This is a genomic window from Pedobacter jeongneungensis, from assembly GCF_000633455.1.
GTDB classification, from domain to species: Bacteria; Bacteroidota; Bacteroidia; order Sphingobacteriales; family Sphingobacteriaceae; genus Pedobacter; species Pedobacter jeongneungensis_A.
The window spans coordinates 100,237-124,039 of record NZ_AYMG01000016.1; the positions used below are offsets into that span (position 1 = coordinate 100,237).

A 23,803-nucleotide genomic window follows, 5' to 3' on the forward strand; every position below is an offset into this window, starting at 1 on the left:
CCCTAAGATATGTTTTTATATAAGCAAATTCTGATTCCTTCTAAAAAAAATTGTAAAGCTAAAAAATAATCATTTTTGAACCCAACCTATTTGAACCAGATAAGAGTAACTAAATATCCATTAATTTCCGAGAAATAACATTGTTCATACATTGTTTTATTCGCTCTATTATCATTAATATAAAACCAACTTTCAGGATCAATCTCCTCAATTAGTGACTGGTAAGGAATAATTGGTTTCAAAAAATACCGTGCAGACAACGTATCTTTAGGAAGATTTAGTCCAACCTTAAAACGAAAAGGGAATTTTGGGAAATCGTGGCTTTTTGAAAACCACTTCACAACATCACTTCTAGAAACTACTACCATAAATTCTCTTGATCCAATATCAATAAACCTTAAGATTGAAGCGACCAAGCTAGTCTGAAAACTATCTGATATTGAATTAATTAAATCAAATGAAAATGGTTTTCGAGCACAAAAGGCTTTATACTTATTTTCAGGCATAAGTAGACAGCTCGCAAAATAATCAGCTTCATTCTCAATCAGAGATGTATGATTTAAGTTATTAAGAGATGGATGTGCTTGTAACAGACCATATTTTAACCCTATTCGATGTTCATCAATAAAAAAGTGTCCCAACTCGTGTGCTAAAGTAAATCGACCTCTTTTTGACGTTTTGGTATTTCCTTTATCAAGATTTATATGAACATGAAATTGCTGATCAAAATGAACAAGCATCCCATCAAAGCTACTTTCATAATGATCAAAATATATAGAAAGCGATTCTGAGTCAGCGGCTGCAATTAAATCAGTTAAATTCCCAACTGCAAATTCAGAAGATAAAAAATCAGCAAGTTCACTTATCCTCTTCTTTTTTGCTGGCGTCATTTTTATTCTGATTATTCAGCATTTTATTTAAAATATGCTCAGGTAGTCCATTTAAACCATTTCGTGCAACCATCTTATAGTCCGAAATTATCTGATTTTTGTCGTATGTCTGAAATGGTGTTCCTTCAGGAAATCGCATTACTTGTCCGGAAAATATTCTATCCAGTGAAACGTTCGAATCCGTCAGCTTAATATTATCACCATCATCAAAAAGTTTATTATACCTTTTTAATTCCAATTCATTTCTTGGAAATAAATAACCAGTAGAAGCTAGCCAATTTGTAATCTCTTCAGGATCAGTAAATAATTTACTTTGAGCCATAAATTTGCATAATTTGAGTGACAGTATCAGTTGCCATTTTTTTGTATATACGAATGGATGTCTGAGTTAATTCCAGTTCATCTCTTAGTTTCTCCAATAGATGTCTTGGTAACTTCATTCCTTTTCGCTCGTGTGCTTGGTATGTTAAATAAATAATTTTATGTTTTGGACCAAGCCTGTCCAGAGCTTTTTCAATCAGTTCAGCTCTTGACCTTATGTCCCTAGCCTTTTCAGCTGGTAGAGACAGATTTTCTAAACTTGGAAATTCAACAATAATCTCTTCATCTCCAGAATAGTCTTTACCAATTTTCTTTTCCTCTCTATTTTTATCACATAAAAGCCTCTGAGCTATCCTAAATATGTAGAACAGCAAGCACCTATCCAAATTATTTGCTTTGCATTGATCTGGATTAAAACGGTTGGCTTTTAGCCAAAACTTCTCTAGCGCTTGTTCTGAGATAATATCACCTACACTTTGATCATACCCCCATTTTACCGCAACAACGCGGCATTTTTTTGTTAATTCATTTTCAAATCTCAAGAAAAAATTCTCAAATGCACATTTGGCGGCTTCGATAAAATCATCTTTTCCTTGAATATATTCTATAAGTTCAGCGGTTGTAGCATGCTCGAGTTCGCTTCGATCCATCATATACTACAATTGATATACGGAAAACCGTTAGTAACGATTATCGTAGTTAATGAAAGGGCATTTGTTCTATTGTTCATTTGATTGAGAGTTGGTTGATTTATTTAAAATAAAAATAATAAAAACATGGAAAACAAAAAATTAAAAGGAACATAACTGAAAGTTCTAATGTCCCGTGAGAGTAATTAGTAGGTAATTAAATTAAAAAAAAATAAATATGAATGCATACAGTAACAAGAGTACGCTACATGGTAGAATCAAAAACTTTGTAGCATGGATAGCTCCTCCTAAAGAAAGCAGAGCTGCTATCAAGGATAAATCTGATGAAGTAAGAAAAAATATTAAGGAGAAGGCTGAAGCAGATGGCTTAACAATCATAGAAATGCCTCATTCCGGTTCGTTTGCTACTCGTACTGGATTGCGAAGACATATGCGTGGTTTAACAACAACTGAAGGTCAAGATATTGATTTACCTTTTGTAGTTGAAAAAGATAAAGAAACAGAATTTGAACCATTAATTCAAAGATTCAAAAAATACGCAGAAGATTGTTATCCAAATAATGAAATCGAGGAGACTAAAAGCTCCATTAAAATAATTTTTGAGGCAGATAAGCTAACCTTTGACTTAGTGCCGATGTTTCAAGGCAGCAAAAAAGGCGAACAAATTTTAATTAGAAATACCGGAGAGCAAATCACTACATGCATAGAGAATCATCGTGAATTTATCCGCTCACGCACTGCGGAAACAAAAAAAAATGATGGCATAGTTACTTTCAATGATATGATCCGTTTATTAAAATGGTGGAGGATTGTAAAAGAAAACGAAACAAATGACAAAATAAGTCTACCTAGTTTTTTAGTAAATCTTCTCGCAGCAAAGGCCTATGAGCAATGTGGTGACGATACCACTTATCCACAAACACTAGCTAATTGGTTTTCCTACCTGGCACATGTTGTTAAGAATAAGGAAACAATTTGGTTTAATGATTATTATCAGAGCATAACACCACATGCAAACCAAGAATGGTCTGTACTTGATCCAGTCATGGCTGAAAATAATATCGTAAAAAAATGGTCATGGTATGAGATTCAAGATCTTGCTGATTGGTTGCAAGAAGCGTCAGAAATCATTAACCGTGCAATTGTAGCGGATATTGATGGTAGAGATGGCGATAGTCTTGAACATCTGCAATCATTATTCGGTAAAATATTTTCATCACACTGCAATTAAAATACAAACAATATGAGTACATATACATTTTCAGGCACCGATTCTTATAGTGAATCGGATGTAAAGGCGGTTATGCAAAATACCTATGAGGATATTATTGGTTTTGCAAATAGAGGGATAATTACTTATGAAAGAGCAAAAAACTGGATTGAGGATATCACATATATGTTGAAAGAAAAAGTTCTTAATTCATTCGAGATACAACTCTACAATGCATCTGGAGAAAGATTTCAATCTTACAAATATACAGTAAGCAGCAATGGCTATTTATCAACCGGGAGTTTATCAGGAGGCATTAATTTCTGGTCGATTCCAAAAGATTCAAGTGTCGGGTTGTTTGTGGACATGAATTACAATCTTGCAAACTCCACATCTGTTAACTCTGAATTAGCGAGAAGAGGTTGGGGAACCAATGGCTCGCCTTTAGTTGGTAAAGAGACATCAGAAAGAGATTATATCAGTAATAATTTAAGATTACAACGTACGCTAATTACCAAATAATGGAAGTTCTACTACAACAAAATACCCATCCTGATAATGCCGCTCAAAAGGCTTTTGATCAGTTGATAGCTATTGATAAACAAAAAGATGCTTTATTGAATTCTCTGGAATTATTCTACAATCATGAAAAGATTGAGAAATGGCATAAAAAATATCATTCAAAAAAGCTAGCATTTTTTTCTAATATAATTTCTGGCACACCATTGATTATTTTATCTGGTGATGTAGGTTGTGGTAAAACTGCATTAGCACACAGCGTAGCCACTCCACTTGGTAAAATAATAGGGAAACGTATAACATGTTATGAAACGCCATCAAATATACGTGGCGGTGGCTTAGTAGGAGAAATTGGCAACAGAATAACGGATGCATTCGCTCAAGTAAAGAAAAGTGTAAAGCCAGGAGAAATGGGTATCTTGATCATCGATGAAGCTGATGATCTCGCAACAGACCGTGACCAAAACCAAGCGCACCATGAAGATCGTGCGGGGCTTAATGTTTTAATTAAGCAGATTGATCTTGTTTCCCGCGAAAAAATTGAGTTGGCCGTAATCTTAATTACGAACAGGTTAAAGGTGTTAGACCCAGCTATAATAAGGCGGGCTGTCCAGGTTATCGAATTTGAGAGGCCTGATTCGAAAGCACGGGAGCTAGTTTTCGAAAGCCTTTTCGAAGGATCAGAAATTAAGAAGGGGGACATACATGATTTGGTTCAAGCAAGTGAAAATAAAGATACGCCATACAGCTTTTCCGATCTCATACAAAAAGTTGGTAAGCAAGCATTATTTTTAGCAATTCAGACCAACCGCCCATTCTCAAAAGACATTTTTCTCGAAGTTTTAAAGAATGTGAAACCATCACCACTTATAAAATAATTATGATAAGTATAAAAACAATAGTTATAGCCCATTACGGGTTGGATAGAAAAATCACTGAAGCTGAATGTGTTTCAGCATTGGATGCAGAAGACGCAGAAAATATAGTTTTTATCGATTTTGAAGCAGGCAGCGCAAAATTGAGCGAACTATACGCTTTATCGTTTGACAATTTAGCGCTCTTTCAACAAAGGAAATATGTTGAAATTGCTAAGTCAATACTTGATGCAAATCCACAGGCAAGGATTGCATATTTTGGTTTAACTCCTATACCAGTGGCCTTTCATTTGGGTTACTTAATTGGCAATACTCATCCTTTATCCATATATCAATGGCATCATGTTGAAAGCAGGTGGTATAAAGAAACAGACAAGCCTTCACCTGATTACGATTTTTCAATCGTTCCATTCAGCCTACCTTCCGAGGTTCAAAAAGGAAAGGGAGATATAAGTATAAGGATAGCTACCTCATTCAACATTGACAAGCATACTACATATGAAGTAGTTCCTAATCCATTAAATGAATTTGACATCGCTCTTAAAACTCCAAAGGTAGATTCTCTTTATAGTCAAGAAACGATTAAGTCAGTTGTTAATACTTTTCAGGATATTCTAGACGTTTATGCCAATAAATTGAGCGACCGAGAAAAAATACATTTATTTATAGCATCCTCAGCTGGCTTACCCTTTGCACTAGGAACGAGGATCAATCCTAATATCTATCCTTTTGTTCAGACCTACCAATTTGACAGAAATGAAAGTCCTAAATATAAAGAAGCCATCTTGGTAACAAAAGAGATTGATAGTAGGATTGTTCTTTCTGAAAACAATAGAGAAGTAGCCAATACGATTAGAAAAAAATGGCAGGAGCAATTGGAAAATAACATAAAACCATTTATCAACACTATAGCTGGTAAGAAATCGGACAATTGGTTACAAATGGTTTGTTCAGACGATGCTGAATACAAAACCGTTTCTCAACATCTAAAGCATCCTTGGAACTTAGTGACTGATATAAATAGAACCAGTTTAAAACATGATAATATAGATATCGAAACAACTGACGTAGATGATGGCTTTGAATATATTGAAAAGACTAACAGTTGGCTCCTTGATGATGGTTTCCTTTTTGGATTAAGTAAAAGATTAACGACGAAACCTGAAACCGACATTATGCAGGCCTCGAGATTATTCTTTTTTCATGAAGCATTACATTACAGCAAAGAAGGGCATCGCCTAACAAAAGAAGTCGCTAACGGTATCGGCCAATTTCCTAAAGTGATCGAAGAAGCGGATTACCAGGCGGATGTTTGGGGATTACTGACTGAATACAAGTATTGTAGTATTTATGATTCTAAAAAACTGAATAATGGATTAAAGGCATTTTTTTGCAATGCCATTGAGACCGCTGTCGAAACCATGTGGAGTTTTGTTGATACAGGATCTGAATTAGGCATAATACAAGTTAGATCGATGAACCGTTTCTTAAATTGGTATTGGCAATGGGTTTTAATTGAAAATATTGATGGTAAAGGAACTTTGAAAGATATAATTTCCATTCTACTTGATAAACCTGTAATTGAATTCGCTGGTGCACCAATGGAATTACGAGGATATAGAACATTTTATAAACTCAATTCAAAATTTAATAGTAAATTACAGTTAGCGGCTTTTGCTAGGAATAAGGTTTATCGTTTTGCACCAAACCTTATTGATGATATTGTCGATGGATTCAAAAATCTGAACGGCGAAAAAATCAAATCAGGGTTAAAAAGTTTTCAGGTAAACCTAGGAAGCTAAAGGCATCACTTGAAAAAATTGTGTGTGCTCCGCATAGTCCTAGGAGAATTATCTGCAATTCAAATGGATGGAAAAACATTCTATTTTGCCATATTCAAAATAAGAAGGAATATATAAATACTATATTTCGAACTTTCTGCGCTGATTAGTCATAGGTAGGTTAAAAATTGGTAAACTCTAGTGTTCAACAAAAATAAAAATGGTCTGCCGGATTCCGGCAGACCATTATAATAATTAACTACTAAACCTACTCCCCGACACCTACGCTCTTCGACTTGGATTTAGCCTTCGACTTCTCCTTCCCATTCGCCTGCATCAGCCCTTCTTCCTTCTTGACCTTAAACTCCTCACGCTTCACCGACTTACCTTCTTTGTCAAAAAAGTTAATCTGCGAGTATCGCACCGCAGGCTCAATGAACAGGTTCTCCTGCTTGCCGTCCCTTTCCACGCTCACCTGAACCCTGTTCCCGTTACGCATGCTTTCCATCAAGCCCTCCAACACTTTTGCATCAGAAAGTTCCTTGATTTTATAACCCTTTAACACCGCTTTCAAATCAAAACCATAGCCACCCGTAAACTGCCTGGTCACCAGGTTTCCCGAACGGTCTCTCGGCTTATCCCTGTCCAGCATAATCCAGGCATCATAAGGATGACCCTTAGCCGAAATCATATTCTCCCTGTACACCGAACGCCCCTGCACTAAATTGCGGCCTTGCTCATAGGTAAAACCTTCACCCCTGTCCACATAAAACGTCTGTCTCTGATCCTCAGAATAAAAAGTCGAACGGTAACCCTGGTCCACAAAACTAATCTGCTTCCCTTCACGCATCGCCACCTCAGTCTGATAATCAAAGCTCTTGCCCACGCCCAGTTTCGCCGACTCCTCCAGCCCTTTAAAAAAATCAATCGCCGGACGCAGCTCCGAAAAAGTCCTAACTGATGCTTCCCCATCCTTTTGCTTATCTGGAAAATACACATATGCCTTTTCCCCCTTGTCCAGTTCCCTACCTGTAGGCACCGAAATCTCATACTTATTGAGGTAATAATAATCTGACTGCGTAGACTGCTTAAAATGCAGCGTCGTATCCAGCCTGGATTTATCCCCCTCTAGTCGTTCAAAAAGATTAAAGCCCTTCACACCGGACTTCATTTGTTTCTCCATCTCCAGGATCATCTTTTCCGGGAAACCCAGTTTTTTCATTTCCCCCTGAAGGTTCTGCAAATTGTTTAGATTCATAATCTCATTTTTTACTTGGTTACCAAAAGTGATTGTACTTAAATATTCCAGCTCAGCCGCCGTCCGTGGCCACTCGGCCACCACCGAAGCATGCAAAGCCGGGGTATAAGGATACAAATCATAAAATGTCGACCTGCGAAAATCAACGCTGGCCATGATAGATTCTTCCAGCGCCGTTCCCTTAAAATGTTTGAGCATCAGCGCATCGCTCATCTCGTTCGCTCGCTGCCAGCCCTGCTCATCCCACTCCCGATCCACCACCCCAAAACGGTACAGCATCGCCATCGTTCGTTGCATGCACTGTTCCTCTGAGCTTCCATCCAATTCTGACGATACCCCAAAGCCGTTATGCTTGGACCAGTCCACTTTACCCATCTCCACGTCCAGCACCAACGAATCGATTCCATTAGAAACGAAATGCTCCGGCATCACAAGCTTTTTATCCAGCATCAGCGTGTAGCTGGAAAAAGCCAGCTGCCCCTCGCTTAAATCCAGATTCAGCTCAAAGCGTAGCACATAATCCCCGAACTTTTTATCCACCAGAATAAGCGGATGGTTTACCGGATCATCATAAAAAGCCGCGATTTTCTCCGGCAGCTGATCCGAGCTCAAACCAACCGCCTCTACCGCTTCCAAGGCAGCCGCCACCTGCTGCCTTTTTTCCATCATTGGCGTCATGGCTTAATAGCGGTTGATTTTCAGCAGCACGGGCAAGCCATCACGCAACTTTACCCGAACCCGCTTCACCTTTCGACCTATCAGGTTCCTGGCCGCATCAATACCTGCTGAAGCCGCCTGCACGCCCAGCGAATTATCCATTGACAGCAGCTGCATCGAACCCAGCGCATTCACCGTCCCATCGCCCGCCACTTCACCCAACACCGCCTCCGGCGCATCAATCCCCATAATCCCGTCCAAAGAAAACACCGAAAGATTTACCGGAATAATTGAACTGCCCAGGCGGACATTAGAAATATTCAATATCAAACGCTGATTAACAATCGAGCAGGAACCATAGAGCAGCTGCCCTTTAGCCAGCAGCATACCTGATAAAGTGGCTGTATCTTTCAGCTTTAGCCTGACTAGTCCACCCTGCGCCACTTTCTGAAAACCGTCTACCACTGCCCGCAAGGCATGAAAAGCGCTATCACTCGCTGCAAGTTCGGCCTTTCGCTCCAGCAGCTTTTGCTGCACCATTCCCGGGTTCTGAATCGAAATGATCTTATCCATCACTTCCCCCAGCTGCTCCATCTCCTTATCCTCCGCCTTTCCCTGCTGCATGGATTTCATCAATAGCTCCAACCTATCCACATCGCTTTTCATGTTGCCACTATCATTGACATTTCCATAAACACCACTACCCCTCACGCCCGCACCAGAACCCACACCAGCCGCAGTCGAAGAGACCTGCGCATTAATCTGCGCCAGCCTTTCCTTGATTGCCTCCGCCTGCTGATCAGATTTCCTCTCATTAAAACCTATCCTTAAATCCCCGATTTTATCTTCCGCACTATCCTAAGGCATCACGCTGTAAATCGACATCTTATCTTCCGGCGCATCTTTTTTCAGCACCGCATCGGGCAGACTTGCATTAATTCCCTTTTTCTCTTCCTGCTTTTCCGCTTCCAGAATCTCATCCCTAAATACATACAGCAATCCACAAGTGCAAAGCAGCAGTACCAACACCAGCAGCAACACCGCCTTTGGCTTACTCAGCTTTTTCTTGCCCGCTGCATCTACACCAAAAAGCCCTTTCCAATCCAATTTTTCTTCTTTCATTTTCCCTTTATTTTAAGATGGCCCTGGCCATCATGATTAAAAAATAAACCGTTAATCCGGCGCTAAAGCCAAGCAATAGCCACCGCTGCCGTTCCAGATCCATTACCCAAAGCCTGCAGTTAAGCCAGTCCGCCATTCGCCTTTGCAAACGCAGCAAAGCCCTGCCAACCTGTTCGGCCATCCGTAACTGACCATCACTCAGATTTCCCTTCCGCTTTCTCATCTCCCAACCAGTGTATTGTCCCCGTTTTCTACCGTTTCCCAGCGCTCAATTAAAAAGCCATGTGGATTATTATCGCTCCTGGATACACTTCGTACCAAACCGCGGGTAACCAGTTTTCGAAATACCGTCGAAGAAGAGCGCACCAATTTTTGCGTGGCAAAACAGCGAAAGACATAAGGGTAGCTATTGATATCCAACTGCACCGAATCCACCTGCAGGCTTAAGGATATATTTGCCGAGATCAGGTTATTGTAAAAGCCCTGCTCTTTTAAATTATCATACGCCTTCCGGCCACTTTCATCCGCCAGGTTTAGCGCCTTTGCAATATTCCCCTGAATCACCTTTTCATCCGGGTCAAGCGTAAAAAACCAGTAATGGAACATCTTTATATGATCCCGAAGCTCAACCATCAGGTTATCTTTTTTCTCACCCGCGAAGACTTCCACCGCTTTACCATTAACCAGCACATATACCCTCTGCTGCGCATACCTGACCATCTCAAAAGCCTTCCAGAGCGTAAATCCCGAAACCCCAAAGCAGCAAAGCAGAAAAAAAAGGCTAAAACGCTTAATATGGCCAAAGGCCGAATCGATGTTCCTGAGTTGATTAAACATATTTCTCCTTTCCTTTAACTCCCACTAATCCTGTCCTTTTAATGGCTGCTACCGTTATCCTTATCCGGGAAATAATCATTGCCACCGCTTTGCGCCATTGAGCCGTTCATCCTTCGGTAAGCATCACCCATGGCATCCGCCGCCATGCCCATACCCGCGCCGCCATAAGCCATGGCATGTGAGCCACTACCTGCCACAATCATATTCACCTTTTGCAGCATCGCGTTACCCCCGCCCGCATTGACAATGTAATTGGCTACCGTCGGCACCGAGAAATACCCTACGATACCAATAATTAAAAAGATCAGATAACAGGTATCCGCGCCGGTAAAAAAGGTATCGCCACTGGCATCAATCTGCGAGATATCCAGCCTAATCATCTGCTCCTGGATTTTATTTAGGATGCTGCCAAAAATATTGGCTACTGGCAGCCATAAAAAAATATTGATGTAGCGCGCCAGATAAACCGTCAAAGTATGCTGAAAGCCATCAAAGACCGCAAAGCCCAGTACCAGCGGCCCCAATACCGCCAGGATAATGAGAAAAAAAGTCCGCAGGGTATTGATGCACAGCGAAGCTGCCGCATAGACCACTTCCAGTACTTCTTTCATCCATTGCTTGACGTTATTGCGAAAAGCATAACTCTGGCGTTCCATGTAAAAAGACAAATCATTGCCCAATCCATCTAAAAACGTTTCCCCACTGCCATCAGGATCTTTGGGATGCGAATAGCGGTACCAAAGGTCCCTATCCCCGCGGCCATCTTCCCCAACATACATCTGGTAATACTTCGATTTTTTCATCGCTTCCTCTTTCGCTTTAAGAAGCTTGGCAATCACTTCATTGCTGCCCGTAACCATGGCACCTGTTGCCGACACCGTCGGCTGCAGCACCCCATTCATCACCGCCATTACCGCTGGAAAAAGCAGAATGCACATCCCCAAAGCAAATGGTCGCAGCAGCGGATACACATCCACCGGTTCGGCGCTCGCCTGATGGCGATACACCCTGGCAGCGATATACCACATCGCCCCAAATCCCGCTAGGCCTCTACCCACGTCAATCAGCTTCGAGCACATTGGCAGCATCTCTGCATAAATCCGGTCCAGCACCGGCTGCATACCGGAAAGGCTTTCCGCCACCCCTTGCGCTGAAGCCCCCAGCGGCAAAACAAAGAGCAATAGCAGCCCCGTCAGCTTAAAAAAGCCGTTTAATTTCCTATTCATAAAAATCAAAATTTATTTACCTGTAGATAGACCTTAATTCCGTTAGCGAGCGCTTTTCCCTATCCCGCTGTCGCTTGACCGACCAGCCCTTTGTATTAAAATCCCTAAGAAAACTGAGCTTAGATTCCATCTGAGCAGCTAACCTGTCAATCGCGGAAAGCCGCTCCGCATCATTCATACGCAGTTCCCCCGAAGAAATTACCCGCAATAGCTCCTCCAGATGATCCAGACTTTCTGAAGCCAGCGAAGCATAGACCCTGGAAATATATTCCAGCTCACTGGCAGAAAAACTGCCCGAAGAAACAAAACCCTGGTAAGCCGACTTATATTCTCTGATCAGCCTGCCCTGCGCCGAAACGAGTTCTGCTATTTTATGGTACTTCATTACTTCCGGGCTCACCAGTAGCAACCCGTCTAGGAAAGTCTCATGCAGCGAAAAATTACCTTTAGCGATCCCCCGCACCGCATTATAGCCTTTGCTTAAGACCTCATAGCCCCGCTTCATATCAGATAAAATGTTTTTCAACTGGCTCAGCTTTTCCACGTTCAGCAATAACTGCTGCGCATCAGTGGACTGCGCAGAAACCCTGAAAAGCCCCAACCCAAAAAACAATATCACTAAAACCTTAAACTTATTCATACCACCTCCTTAATCTAAAAACCTCTGATTCTTCCGCTGCTTGCAATCTACTGAGCCTAAATACTTCTGCGACCAGTTGCCTTACCAAAACCAGCCGTTCCCTGAACCCCTCATGCAAAGCATCCAGTCTTTCCAATCGTTCGGCATCGCTCAATTCCACTTCACCCGAAAGCACAAGCGATAACAGTTCTTCGAGTCCCGCTAAGCTTTCCTTACTTAAACCATCAGCCACTGCCACCACATTTATCTTCGCCTCTCTTGCTAACTCCACCCGCCTCACTGCTGAAAGCAGCTTGACCATTTCCAGCTCCAATTCAATAATCCCGGTCACCTTCGCAGAAGAGCGTACCACCGGATTAACCCTGGAAAGTGAAGCAAAAAACAGCTGATGCACGTCCAACTCACCTTTGGATAAATCCCTGACCACGTTTACCCCACCACTCACCAGCTGATAGCCTTTTTTTACGTAACTTCCATACAGCCGCAAAGCTGCGATTTGCTCCAGCAGGTATCGCTCCTGGATTTTCTTTTGCCGGAACCACTCTGACCAGCTCTGCGCCATCACCTGCTGGAAACTCAAAGCAGAAAATGATAGCAAAACCACAAATCTTAACATGAAAGCCCTACTATTCCAGCCCATACAACTCCTTTAAAGTAACTACCTCATCATTTGATTTGGCCCTTGAAACGCTGATCGACATCTGACTGCGATTAAACTTTTGCAAATCCGTATAATTTTCATCCAGCCGTTGCGAAGCTTTTGCAATCAGCTCCAGCCTTTCTGCATCACTCATCTGCGTTTTAAAGCTGCTGATCACCAGTAAAATCTCATCCACATTCTTCAGGCCTTCTTCCAATATCCCTTGGTACACCTTTTTCATCTCTTCGAGCTCTTCCACCGAGAAATGCTTATCCTTTGAAAACAGCCCGAGCGCCCATTGGTATTCATCCACCAGCCGAAGCTGTTTTCCCGTCAGCTCGCGGATGCGCTTAAAATAAGTGATTGCCGATTTCACTTCCCAGAGCTCCTTATAATACTTTTCATAAAGCTCTTTTTGCCTGCCCGTCCAGTCCGCAATCTCGGTCAGCTTCAATTTAGAGAGCTGGTTTTCTAGCACCTTCTGCGCATTTTGCAGCCAAATCGTTTCATTCTGCAAACGCTGCACTTTCAAGTCAACCGCCTTGATCACCTTTTTTACTCCCGCCTTTATCACTTCCAATACCGCAACCTGCGCCTGCGCCCCCTTAGGCAAACTCACGCAAAGCGTCATTGCCGACACCGGCAGAATGATCATATAATTTTTCATAAGCCTTTTCATTTTCGCCTGAACCTTAGTCCACACGCCCAACACTCTTTTCATTTCCCTAACCTTTATTATTTCCTATCTATCCACCTTCTGATACACCCTGCGACCAATCACCAGCCGGGCTGAATCCACCTCAAAGCGGATCAGCCTGCCTTTTTTCTGCTCCTGCATCACCTGCCGCCCTTCATCCCATATCCCAGTCCAATGCTCGCTGTCCCACTCCCGTTTGCCCAGCCTGCCATCCAGTAAAACCTGATAAGCGGTGTTGCGAACAATGGGGTACACATTACCTTTTGCCTCACCAATTACGAGCGTGTCTGATGCTACCGCGAATTCTCCATGGCTATGGCTCACATACACGCCCCTTATAAATTCCTCAAGCGAAGCCCGCCTGCAATTGCCCAACACGCCCAGCATGGCTAGCAGTGCTATCACCATCAATCTGTTTTTCATACGTTTTTATTGATTTTAACTGGTTTATGATTTATTTTTTATCCCTAATAGGCTCAATAATTTTGCCCTCACCAATCCAAACTGGCCTCTCTACACCAACCTAAATTAACCCCCGCTCGCCAAAGCAAATTGCCCATCCAAAAAAGCCGCTATCCTCACCTACTTTTCACTCTCATCTCCGCCGCAAGCGCTTTTATCCCCGCTTCGAGGCTGCCCAGCTTTTCGCTATAAGCATCTACCTGCAAACGCTCAGTTTCTTCGGTCGTAAAGCATAAATATTCTTCCAGACTCACCTCTGTCCGGTACACCATCGACTTCTGACCTCCGAGCGAAACAAAGACCTCCTTATAGCGGAAGCTGGGATCATTCGCCCGATTCATCGAGAGCACCTGCGCCTTTTCCTTTTCCGATAAGCCCAGCAGCGCCTGGATGTCATCAAACTTGTTTTGAAATTTAGACTGATCTAAAAGTATCTTACAATCTGAATTATTGATAATTGCCTGCTTGACAATTGGAGAGGAAATAATATCCTCTACTTCCTGCGTGACTACGATTGCCTCCCCAAAAAACTTACGCACCGTTTTAAAAAGAAACTTGATGTATTCCGCCATGCCTTCCTTGGCTATCGCCTTCCAGCTTTCTTCAATCAGAATAATCTTGCGTACCCCTTTAAGTTTGCGCATTTTAGCCACATACATTTCCATAATGATCAGCGTGACAATAGGAAAAAGTATCGGATGGGATTTAATCGAATCAATCTCAAAGACAATAAAAGGCTGATTCAATAAATCCAGGTTTTCTCTCGCATTAAGCAGGTACCCAAACTCACCATTTTTATAATAGGGATTAAGCACAAAAAGAAAATTATCAATATCAAAGTTCCGCTCGGCCACACGCCCATCCTTTAGCACTTCTAAAAAATCATCCATCAAAAACTCATAAAAGCTGTCAAAGCAGGCAAAAACCGAAGGATGATCCGAGAGATAAGCATAGTACAGGTTCAGCGCATTTGACACCGCCACATATTCACTCTGTCGGTAAGTTTCCCCTTCGCGTTTCCATAGCGCGAGTAGCAAGGTTTTAATGCTTTCCTTTTTTTCGGTATCCAATACTTCCCCGGCAGCAATAAAAAACGGATTAAAGCAGATTGGTGAATCCTCGGAATAGGTAAAATAATAGCCGCCCGCCTGTTCACATAAGCCGCGGTAACTGTGTCCGATATCCACAATGACTACATGCGCATCTCCCGCGAAGCAGCTTCGCATCAGATGATTGGTAAAAAAACTCTTTCCAGACCCGCTAGGCCCCAGGATAAACTTATTGCGGTTGGTGATCAGCCCCAGCCGCATCGGCTCATCGGATAAATCCACATGCACGGGAAAACCCGAAAGCCTGTCCCCAAGCCGAAAACCAAAGGCAGAATCAGAAGATTGATAATTCCCTTCCAGATTTAAAAAGCAACAGCCTTGCTCCAAGAAAGTATCAAAACTGTCATTCATCGGAAAGTCCGCCGCGTTGCCGGGAATTCCAGCATACCAGATCTGAGGTGCCCCGTCTCGCTCCAACTTGCACACCGCATCGAGCCCCGCCATGGCTGAGGCTACCCTTGTACCACTAGACTGCCCTGAAGACTCGTCCATTGACCAGCACAGCACATTGAAATGCGCCCGAACAGCCAGCCGCTGCATCACCACCGCCTCATTCAAAAAATCATTCACCGCATCCCTCGCCGCCGCGTTTTCCCTGGAATAAGCCGAAAGCGAATTCAGCCGCCTGCGTTTAGCCTCCAGATTTTTCAGCGTCTTCCGCTCATCCCCGATAAAAATATACTGGTTATAGATGTGCTCGGTATCCAGCAGCAGTCCCAGGGGCGAAGCAAATCCTACCGAAAACTTAGACCTATCGGTGCAGTAAGGCTCATAGTTAATCCTTGGGCCACAGTTGCCCGGTAAATCCTCCGCATCGGACAGGGAAAACAATTCCACCTTTTTTTCACCGACAGAAATCCCACCCTTTAAGTGCACGTCCCGAAGCACCGAGGGCGAATCCTCCCCAATCAGAAAACAATAGCGCTCCAATAGGCCCGGCCTATTCGCCGTCCCGCAGAGCGCATCCTCATCTAACCGCTCAAGTTTAAAATAGCCACTGTCTTCGAGCACCCGTACGAACTGCGCCACCCCATCGAAGAATGCGGAAAACCCTTTATCCAGAAGAACTGATTTCGGTACGATCCGTTTTCGAAGCAGATTACTGGCCGCGGAACTGGAGAGTTTCCTGCAATGCCCCCTGCAGGTGATAAATACAAAACTTTCCTGCGAGAGACGCTGCCGACCGAAAAAATGCGCATTGCTTGCCACTTCCAAAAAATCACCCGCAGCTGAGCTGGCGCTGAACTTTTCCCTCAAGAACCAGTCCTGCTTATGAAAGATGCTATGCTCAGGCAATAAACGGATCGCTCTGATGAAAGCCTGATGCATCGCCTCATAGTCATTCGATGAAAGCGTAAAGATTTCCGGAAGCGTAAGCTTAAAAGCAACCGTTACATCCCCATTTACCGAAAGCAGACAATCCTTTTCTACTTTATAGATAGGAAATATCCCTTTCATTTTTACGCCTCCACCAGCCAGGCTATATTCAAATCTTCCCTTCATTGCTTTATAGATTTAAGCTGGGTAAACAGCCGCCTGGAATTAAACCACAGATATCTTGGCATTCTCCTCGCCGCCAAAAACTTCATCAGTCCATCTCTGCCAAAACGTTTTGAGAGCGTATTCACCACCGTAAATAGTCCTGCGCCAAGCATCCCCGTCAATGGCAAGAGCAATAGCAGCGGCAATCCTATAATGTACCCTGCTGCAAACCCCACTAGCAAAATCACCAGACCTGCACCCAGGTACGCAATGTACTGCGCCTGAAGCCCTTTGAAACTAATCGGCCTATTCAGCCCCTTATTAATCTGATATACTGTTCCCATCATTACACCCCGAAGAAAGATTTAAGGACCGAAGTCACAATGACCAAAAACACGCAGCTCCCGAACCAGGCCGCCGCCACTTTGCCCGTATCAGGTTCCCCTGCGTTCCATTTCTGATACACTTTCACCGCCCCGATGATGCCCATCACCGCGCCAATTGCATACATCAAATTAGTCCCAGTTGCAAAATAGCTTCTCACCTGGTTGGTTGCCTCCTGAATCCCCGCCTGCCCGTTCTGGGCATGACCAGCAAATGCCACCCCCAGCATCAAAACCAACACCCCGGTCAGGCTGCCCCAGAAACCAATTGAAAAGTAGCTTGTATCCAGGTCTGTTCTGGTAAAACCCCAGCACTTAAATTTTAAATATCTATTCATCATAAAAATTTTACTATCCCCAAAAACCTGTTAATTCTTCCCTCGACAGCGCAAAAGGCGCATGCGACTTAATAAACTGTCGCACTTCCACGAGCCCTGGATGAGAGAAGAGCTCCTCGTACTTCTCCTCGAGGCCAATCATTTCCCGAAAGAAATCCACCTTCCCTTTATCCCCGGCAGCGAGCTGCTGAAAGATAATTTTAAGCTCTGCTGTTACGTCCGCTACCAAACCCGACCCAGTACCCGAAACCGAAAAACGCAGTTCAGAAACCGGCACCTCGATCACCCCCTCATCCAGCCTCACCTTTCCCATCAGGTTATGTTCAGCAGGCTGATGAAAACTTAAATCTTTTACAGGTCCGCCGCGAATGCTTTTAATTCGCCAAGCCTTCAGCCAAAATAAGAGAATACCAAATACTAAAAGACCAGATAAAACCGAGACCTCAACCCAGTAAGGGGACAGTTTAGATAGTAAATCATCCATCGTTTTATTAATTAGACATCGGGCTTGATTGCCCATGCAGAACAAAGATTTGGATTTAGTGTAGCTGCTTTTCAGAACTGGGAAAAATAGTATTTGATAATTTCGCGATATCGGCCAGGCAATGTCTGAGCGCAGAAATATTCCAGTAATCCTTTAATCATTATTGCTAGAACTTGTGAAAAGACCACGGCCATCCAGAAATCAATTGGGTCCATTCGGCGTGTCCGAACGGACCCTTTGCCGTGGAAACATCACAGCAAGGATATCTAAACTTACACTTAAGCGCCAGAAAGCCAACCAGGCAGCAGACAAACCCAAAAAGCTTAACCTTTTTTAGAAGATCTCAAGGTCTTTAATCAGGCATAAAATGCCACGAGTTATTGTAGGATTGCTTGCTATTTTGTTGAATCACCACCCAACATCTTAACGCCTAACCGGTTAAATTTCCGAATGTCCATCCGGCCATTCGGAATGGCCTTAGTCCACTCAACATGCCCGAACGGCCCAATCAATACCAAGCTGGGCATGCTAACTTGCTTGAAAGATATGTGAAAATTATCTATAGCAAGTATACCTGATTAAGATAGATGGCTTAGTGGACCAGCCAGTAACCAGACACTTAAACACCACCCCAAAAAAACAAAAACGAAGGGTGTGGTTTTAATTAATACCCACTACCTGGACGGTATTCATCAGCAGCATCAAACTTTTCTTACAGGCCTATTTGCAAAAGCGCTAAGGCTTGAGTCTAATCTGTGTCACCAGACACAAATGAAGCATTTTTTAGTTACCAGTTTTAAGCTCTCCTGTCCAGAATTTAAAATTTGGAGCTCCATAAACCAGATCTAAAATACCGTAGATACTACTGAAAAGAAGCCATTTAATGCAAAACCCATAAAAATCTTATATTCCTAATTCGCCCTTAAACATTTGAAAATCTTTTACATTACAGGCGGCGAATTCCGACGGTAAAAAAGCGCTATACTGCATTATTTATCACTAAACGATGTTGCCTGTAGCCTAACATTCCCCAATGTTGTTAGCAATTGCAGAGCGATAAGGGCAATAATTTCCCAAATATTTTAGGAAATGTTATTTTTGAAAGCTATTTTTAAGCCTACTTACCTGTTGATGAACAACCTCCTTTCCGCTATGAGCAATCCGGCATTGCTCGAAATCTTAAACCAATCCACCCAGGCTACCGCGATTTATATTGGCCCAGACTTGGTTATACAGCTTGCCAGTCAAGATATGCTCAAATTCTGGGGAAAGGATGCGTCTGTAATCGGTAAAAAATTTGAAGAAGCCTTGCCTGAACTCAAGGGCCAGCCTTTTACCGCATTGCTAAAGGAGGTTTGGAATTCTGGAGAGAAATATGTCGGAAAAGATGTGGAAGCTACACTGGAAATTAACGGTGAACTGGTCAGTTCTTATTTTGATTTCGTCTACAAGCCCGTTTTTGACTCCCAGGGCAATATATTCTGCATCCTGCATACCGCTTCCGATGTAACTGAGCGGGTAAATGCCTGGAAACTGGTCAGGGAAAAAGAAGAGCGAGAGCAACAGATTAATGAGGAACTGGAGGCTGCTAATGAAGAGTACCAGGCCACTAACGAGGAGCTTGCAGCGGCCAATGACCAGCTTTCAAAAATCCATAACCAATTAATCTACACGGAGAACAGGATGCAGCAATTGGTGAGCTCATCACCTATCGGCCTGACCCTACTGAAAGGGAAAGATATGCTGATCGAGACCGCTAACCCGGAGATGCTCAAAATTTGGGGACATCGACAAGAGAAGGTGATCGGAAGGCCAATGCTGGAGGTATTTCCATTATTAAAAGACCAGATATTTTCCACCCAGCTTGATAAAGTATTTTCTTCGGCTGAAAAAATTTCCCTGCAACAGGTACTGGATTCGTCAAGACAGGATGAACACAACGGGGCCAAGTATTTGAGCATAGACTTTATTCCAATACTGGATCCGTATGGTAAAGTAGATGCCATCATGGCCACCGTTCAGGATACCAGCGAGCAGATCAGGGCAAAGCTGGCTTTACGAGCGAGCGAAGAGAAATTGCAGGAATATAATGAGGAACTTACCGTGTTGAATGAAGAACTGCAATCGACCAATGAAGAACTGAGCGTGATAAACGAAGAGTACACTTCAACCAATGAGCAGCTCGAAGCATTCAACCAAACGATCAGAACAATCAATCTCCAGCTGGAAGAAAAGAATGATCACTTGAATGATTCGAACATAGGTTACGAACTTGTAAACTCAGAACTGAACCAGGCGAACAATAGCCTTGAGCGAAACAATGTGGAGTTAAAGGCGCTTTATGATTCGGTAAATAAGCTTAACATCAAATTAAGCGATAGCGAAGCTGGCTTTAAGAACCTCATCGCTCAGGCACCTGTTGCGATGCTACTGGTCAAGGGAGAAGACTTTATTGTTACCATGATCAATTCGCCGATGCTGGAATTGATCGGAAAGGACGAAAGTATTATCGGAAAACCACTATTTAAGGAAATCCCCGAACTGGTCGGTCAGGACGCAGCAAAAAAACTGATTGAAACTTTCCAGGATGGACATCCGCGATCGGAATCATCGAGTACGGTAAGCCTTATTCGAAATGGAGAACTTACCGAAGGATTTTTTAATTTCAGTTATGCACCCTATATCGAAGACGGCCAGGTGACCGGCGTAATCGATATGGCGCTCGACGTTACTGACCAGGTTGTTGCCATCCGGGAGCGTGAACGTACGATACAGGAAAAAACAAAACTCGAAGAAACGCTGAGAGACAGTGAGCAAAGGCTGCAGGGAATTCTGGAGACTATGGCTGAGGGGGTCGGGATTATAGATATTACTGGACAGCTGGTTTATGCCAACCCAATGGCGCAGCAAATTCTCGGGCTTAGCTTGAGCGAAATTGAAGACCGCACCTATGATGACCCCCGATGGCAAAATCTTCGTCTCGACGGAACCCCGCTCCCGCAAGAAGAGCACCCGATGTCCGTCATGATGTCTACCGGGCGTCAGGTTTACGATGTGGAGATCGGTGTACAGCCGCCTGACCGAGACCGGATCTACATCTCCATCAATGCAGCGCCGATTTTTGATGAACAGGGCAATCTTACAGGTGGAATAGGAACCTTTATGGACGTGACTTCCAGAAGACTAATCACACAGGGAAAAGATGATTTTATCAGCATTGCCAGTCACGAACTCAAAACTCCCGTTACTTCGCTCAAAGCTTCATTACAATTGCTCGAAAGATCACACAATAAATTACCTGAAGAATCAAGGGAGAAACTGATTTTACAATCCATCAGAAGCCTGGAAAACCTTTCCCGATTAATCAATGATTTACTGGATACCAGCCGCATGGAACAGGGACAGATGAAAATGGAAAAAACGCTGTTTTCATTGGACCAGCTCTTCGACGATTGTTGTTCGCACGTCGCACAGAGCTCTAAACAGCAGATCGTTTTTGAAGGCGAAAAAGCGCAGATGATCCTCGCTGACAACCAGCAGATTGGACAGGTGCTCGTCAACTTCATCACCAATGCCATCAAATATGCCCCGGATTCTGGCAAAATCGTCGTAACGGCCAACAAAACAGCTGACAACGAAATTAAAATCGGAGTGAAAGATTTCGGACCAGGAATTGCCCAGGAAAAGCTTAAACATCTTTTCAACCGTTATTACCGGACCGACTACAAGGGACAAAAATTTACCGGGTTGGGATTGGGGCTTTACATCAGCGCAGAAATCATTAAGAATCACGGCGGGAGAATAGGAGTAGAAAGTGAACTCGGAAATGGAAGTGAGTTTTGGTTTTGCCTGCCTATTGGAAATTAATAGTTCAATTAAATCAACTCGCTATACCTTGATAATAACACGATTACAGAATATCCAAAACTAATAAACGGCGGATGTTGTTGTTTGGTTATTAAAAGGGTATGAGAAAAATATTTTTACTAGAGGACGACCAGGGTATAAGAGAGGTGCTCGAGCTACTGCTTACTTCAGAAGCTTACATTGTACAATCATTTGCAACCATTACCGATTTCAGGAACAGGGATACTTCCATCCTTCCGGATTTATATCTGTTTGATGTGATGCTGCCGGACGGATCAGGGATTGACTTATGCAAAGAGATGAAACAAAGTTCAGAATATGATGAAGTTCCGGTAGTCATTATGAGTGCCCACGCGCATCTTGAAGATTTAACTGGAATATGTGAACCTGAAAACTTTATCAGTAAACCTTTTGACATCAATGTTCTACTTGAGCGAATAAAATCTGCGATCGCCTAATTTCCTTGATAGTCATACGAGATAGTAAGCATCAATTATTTTGCCCCCAATTAAAACTAAAAACATGCTTTTGGGCCAATGAAATATTTAGCTGATACTCTTTTCTTAATCGTACTATTTCTTCTTGCTTTAATGATTTTAAGAGCGATATTACTGGTCATTGAATTTCGGATTATGCCATTACTTAGAAAGCGGAAAGGAAAACAAGAATGATACTCAAAGTGAGTTAAGATTAAGTGTATGACAGCCACCTTGACTCAGGAATTACCGATAATTGTGTATGAAGTTTATGCACTTGATTTTTTTGTAACACAATCAAAAAACATGTTGTTAGTTCATCAGCTGGAAAAACAGAACCTACATAAATCACGCTGCATTAAACTCATCTGGCTAGCGAAAATAAATTGCACTAACTTTTCGACACAGTAAAAGTGGCTTCATATTGTATACGAGAATCAAATAAATTGCACTACCCAATTAAAATGTATCATCAATTTTAAATGAAAAATTCAAATATCCTTGTCTCTGGAGCAAGTATTGCGGGCCTTACACTTGCTTTCTGGTTAGACCGGTACGGCTTTAAGGTTACTGTTGTGGAGCGATGTACCGAACTCCGTTTAGGTGGCCAGAACATTGATGTCAAGGGAAGTGCCTGGGAAATTATGAAAATGATGGGCCTTGAGCACAACATCAAACAGGCCAACACCACAGAGATCGGGATACGTTTTGTTGATCAAAAAAACAATACTCTTGCTGAATTCCCAAAAGAAGATGCACTGAGTATGACCCAGGAAATGGAAATCCTCAGGGGTGATTTCGTTAAAATTTTATATGAAAAGGTTAAAGAAAATGTAGCGTTCAGGTTTGGTGAACGGATTGAAGGTATTGAAGTGCGAAATGATAAAGTTAATATCGCCTTTAGCAATGGGCAATCAGCCTGTTTCGATCTGGTCATTATTGCCGAAGGTATCGGATCCTCTACCCGTGAAAAGGTTTTTGGAACAGCCGTTACATTCCGGTACCTTGGGCTGTATACTTCATATTTCACAGCGGCCAGAAAACCTTCAGATAATCAATGGGCCCGCTGGCATAATGCCCCGGGCGGAATCGTGTTTTTAATCCGGCCGGACAACCATGGAAGTACCCGGGTTTGCATTAACTTCCGTTCCAAAGAACAGGGATTCGAAAAGCTTTCAATCCAGGACCAGAAAGAAATACTCCTGCAACGCATCAAAGACGCGGAATGGGAAGCACCAAGACTGAAGAAAGACATACAGGAAAGTGAAGATTTTTATATGGAAAGACTCAGCCAGGTCCTCGTTTCCAAATGGAGTAAAGGAAGGGTTGCGATGATAGGTGACGCTGCCTATTGCGTAACGCCCATTGGCGGTAAAGGCACAGACCTCGCCGTTGCCGGAGCATATATCATTGCTGGAGAACTACATAACAATGCAAATTATCAGCACGCTTTCGAAAGCTTTGAAAACCAGCTGAGGCCATTTGTGGAAAAAGTCCAAAAGCTGCCACCCGGAGTTCCAGGGCTGGTGTACCCCAAATCCAGGACGGGTGTAAATATTTTAAACACTTTGTTTTCAATTGCAGGGAGCAAGCCAGCTAAATACATCATGAGGCTTTTTAGCCGAGATAAAAAAGCACCGCAAAAGGATCTGGAGTTAAAGCACTATTCAGGGGCATAGTCATGACAAATATTTTTTGAAATTTTTCAAACAAATTATCAATGTCAAGGTTGGATTTAAATAAAAAAAGATAGTATTACTATCCAACGAATTTAATGAACATCAAGTGTTGGTATGCAGGCGACCATCCATTCTGTCAATATTTAAAATGGATTTAACTATAGGGAGATGATAAGTAATTACCTATCCTGAATAAGCGG

At 42.7% G+C, this 23,803-nt stretch carries 24 protein-coding genes; 7 read left to right on the forward strand and 17 right to left on the reverse strand.

Annotation, left to right across the window (positions count from 1 at the left end):
- Positions 1–86 precede the first annotated feature (86 nt).
- The 3 genes from U859_RS0115695 to U859_RS0115705 are packed head-to-tail and all read right to left on the reverse strand — an operon-like array spanning position 87 to position 1,864.
- Complete coding sequence (locus U859_RS0115695) at positions 87–890, reverse strand: ImmA/IrrE family metallo-endopeptidase (protein WP_025144297.1); 804 nt, start codon at positions 888–890, stop codon at positions 87–89.
- Positions 859–1,212: a hypothetical protein gene (locus U859_RS0115700; RefSeq protein WP_025144298.1), complete on the reverse strand. Its 354-nt coding sequence runs from the start codon at positions 1,210–1,212 to the stop codon at positions 859–861. The genes U859_RS0115695 and U859_RS0115700 overlap by 32 nt, the downstream gene beginning before the upstream one ends.
- On the reverse strand, positions 1,199–1,864 hold the full coding sequence (locus tag U859_RS0115705; RefSeq protein WP_025144299.1) for a sigma-70 family RNA polymerase sigma factor: 666 nt from the start codon (positions 1,862–1,864) through the stop codon (positions 1,199–1,201). The genes U859_RS0115700 and U859_RS0115705 overlap by 14 nt, the downstream gene beginning before the upstream one ends.
- A gap of 214 nt (positions 1,865–2,078) precedes the next feature.
- Between U859_RS0115705 and U859_RS0115710 the strand changes: the two genes are divergently transcribed.
- From U859_RS0115710 to U859_RS0115725, 4 genes are read left to right on the forward strand one after another with little or no spacing between them, the layout of a single operon-like run.
- Entirely contained in the window at positions 2,079–3,092 is a 1,014-nt protein-coding gene (locus tag U859_RS0115710; protein WP_025144300.1) for a CBASS oligonucleotide cyclase, read from the forward strand.
- A gap of 12 nt (positions 3,093–3,104) precedes the next feature.
- Positions 3,105–3,593: a hypothetical protein gene (locus U859_RS0115715; protein ID WP_025144301.1), complete on the forward strand. Its 489-nt coding sequence runs from the start codon at positions 3,105–3,107 to the stop codon at positions 3,591–3,593.
- Positions 3,593–4,468 carry an AAA family ATPase gene (locus tag U859_RS0115720; RefSeq protein WP_025144302.1) on the forward strand — a complete coding sequence of 292 codons (876 nt, stop codon included), beginning with the start codon at positions 3,593–3,595 and terminating at the stop codon, positions 4,466–4,468. Before U859_RS0115715 ends, U859_RS0115720 begins: the two co-directional genes overlap by 1 nt.
- A gap of 2 nt (positions 4,469–4,470) precedes the next feature.
- Entirely contained in the window at positions 4,471–6,267 is a 1,797-nt protein-coding gene (locus U859_RS0115725) for an SAVED domain-containing protein (RefSeq protein WP_025144303.1), read from the forward strand.
- A 247-nt stretch (positions 6,268–6,514) separates the two neighbouring features.
- On the opposite strand, the gene U859_RS0115730 is transcribed toward U859_RS0115725, so the two are convergent.
- From U859_RS0115730 to U859_RS0115795, 14 genes are all read right to left on the reverse strand, one after another.
- Positions 6,515–8,173, reverse strand: coding sequence for a hypothetical protein (locus U859_RS0115730; RefSeq protein ID WP_162799948.1), 1,659 nt, complete (start codon positions 8,171–8,173; stop codon positions 6,515–6,517).
- Positions 8,174–8,185: 12 nt separating this feature from the next.
- Entirely contained in the window at positions 8,186–8,827 is a 642-nt protein-coding gene (traM, locus tag U859_RS0115735; protein ID WP_025144305.1) for a conjugative transposon protein TraM, read from the reverse strand.
- A gap of 192 nt (positions 8,828–9,019) precedes the next feature.
- Positions 9,020–9,283 carry a hypothetical protein gene (locus tag U859_RS0115740; RefSeq protein ID WP_025144306.1) on the reverse strand — a complete coding sequence of 88 codons (264 nt, stop codon included), beginning with the start codon at positions 9,281–9,283 and terminating at the stop codon, positions 9,020–9,022.
- Positions 9,284–9,290: 7 nt separating this feature from the next.
- Positions 9,291–9,506: a hypothetical protein gene (locus U859_RS0115745; RefSeq protein WP_025144307.1), complete on the reverse strand. Its 216-nt coding sequence runs from the start codon at positions 9,504–9,506 to the stop codon at positions 9,291–9,293.
- Positions 9,503–10,120, reverse strand: a complete 618-nt coding sequence (traK, locus tag U859_RS0115750; RefSeq protein WP_025144308.1) for a conjugative transposon protein TraK — start codon at positions 10,118–10,120, stop codon at positions 9,503–9,505. The genes U859_RS0115745 and traK overlap by 4 nt, the downstream gene beginning before the upstream one ends.
- 38 nt (positions 10,121–10,158) lie before the next feature.
- The gene (gene traJ, locus U859_RS0115755; protein ID WP_029985824.1) at positions 10,159–11,346 is read right to left on the reverse strand and encodes a conjugative transposon protein TraJ; all 1,188 of its coding nucleotides are present in this window, start codon (positions 11,344–11,346) and stop codon (positions 10,159–10,161) included.
- Positions 11,347–11,362: 16 nt separating this feature from the next.
- Positions 11,363–11,986, reverse strand: coding sequence for a hypothetical protein (locus tag U859_RS0115760; RefSeq protein ID WP_025144309.1), 624 nt, complete (start codon positions 11,984–11,986; stop codon positions 11,363–11,365).
- Positions 11,979–12,626 (reverse strand): hypothetical protein, encoded by a 648-nt coding sequence (locus U859_RS0115765; protein WP_025144310.1) that lies wholly within the window; start codon positions 12,624–12,626, stop codon positions 11,979–11,981. The genes U859_RS0115760 and U859_RS0115765 overlap by 8 nt, the downstream gene beginning before the upstream one ends.
- On the reverse strand, positions 12,613–13,347 hold the full coding sequence (locus U859_RS0115770; protein WP_240183063.1) for a conjugal transfer protein TraI: 735 nt from the start codon (positions 13,345–13,347) through the stop codon (positions 12,613–12,615). Before U859_RS0115770 ends, U859_RS0115765 begins: the two co-directional genes overlap by 14 nt.
- A gap of 21 nt (positions 13,348–13,368) precedes the next feature.
- Positions 13,369–13,746 carry a hypothetical protein gene (locus U859_RS0115775; RefSeq protein WP_025144312.1) on the reverse strand — a complete coding sequence of 126 codons (378 nt, stop codon included), beginning with the start codon at positions 13,744–13,746 and terminating at the stop codon, positions 13,369–13,371.
- A 155-nt stretch (positions 13,747–13,901) separates the two neighbouring features.
- Positions 13,902–16,397: a TraG family conjugative transposon ATPase gene (locus U859_RS0115780; RefSeq protein WP_025144313.1), complete on the reverse strand. Its 2,496-nt coding sequence runs from the start codon at positions 16,395–16,397 to the stop codon at positions 13,902–13,904.
- A complete protein-coding gene (locus U859_RS0115785) occupies positions 16,394–16,723 on the reverse strand; it encodes a DUF4133 domain-containing protein (protein ID WP_316931573.1) in 330 nt (109 codons plus the stop codon). The genes U859_RS0115780 and U859_RS0115785 overlap by 4 nt, the downstream gene beginning before the upstream one ends.
- Positions 16,723–17,100: a DUF4134 domain-containing protein gene (locus U859_RS0115790; RefSeq protein ID WP_410477225.1), complete on the reverse strand. Its 378-nt coding sequence runs from the start codon at positions 17,098–17,100 to the stop codon at positions 16,723–16,725. Before U859_RS0115790 ends, U859_RS0115785 begins: the two co-directional genes overlap by 1 nt.
- A gap of 10 nt (positions 17,101–17,110) precedes the next feature.
- Positions 17,111–17,581, reverse strand: coding sequence for a hypothetical protein (locus tag U859_RS0115795; protein WP_162799949.1), 471 nt, complete (start codon positions 17,579–17,581; stop codon positions 17,111–17,113).
- Positions 17,582–18,670: 1,089 nt separating this feature from the next.
- Between U859_RS0115795 and U859_RS31140 the strand changes: the two genes are divergently transcribed.
- The 3 genes from U859_RS31140 (at position 18,671) to U859_RS0115820 (ending at position 23,603) form a co-directional block, all read left to right on the forward strand.
- Positions 18,671–21,448, forward strand: a complete 2,778-nt coding sequence (locus U859_RS31140; RefSeq protein ID WP_025144317.1) for a PAS domain-containing protein — start codon at positions 18,671–18,673, stop codon at positions 21,446–21,448.
- A 101-nt stretch (positions 21,449–21,549) separates the two neighbouring features.
- Positions 21,550–21,906 (forward strand): response regulator transcription factor, encoded by a 357-nt coding sequence (locus U859_RS0115810; RefSeq protein ID WP_025144318.1) that lies wholly within the window; start codon positions 21,550–21,552, stop codon positions 21,904–21,906.
- A 500-nt stretch (positions 21,907–22,406) separates the two neighbouring features.
- Entirely contained in the window at positions 22,407–23,603 is a 1,197-nt protein-coding gene (locus tag U859_RS0115820; protein ID WP_025144319.1) for an FAD-dependent monooxygenase, read from the forward strand.
- Positions 23,604–23,803 lie beyond the last annotated feature (200 nt).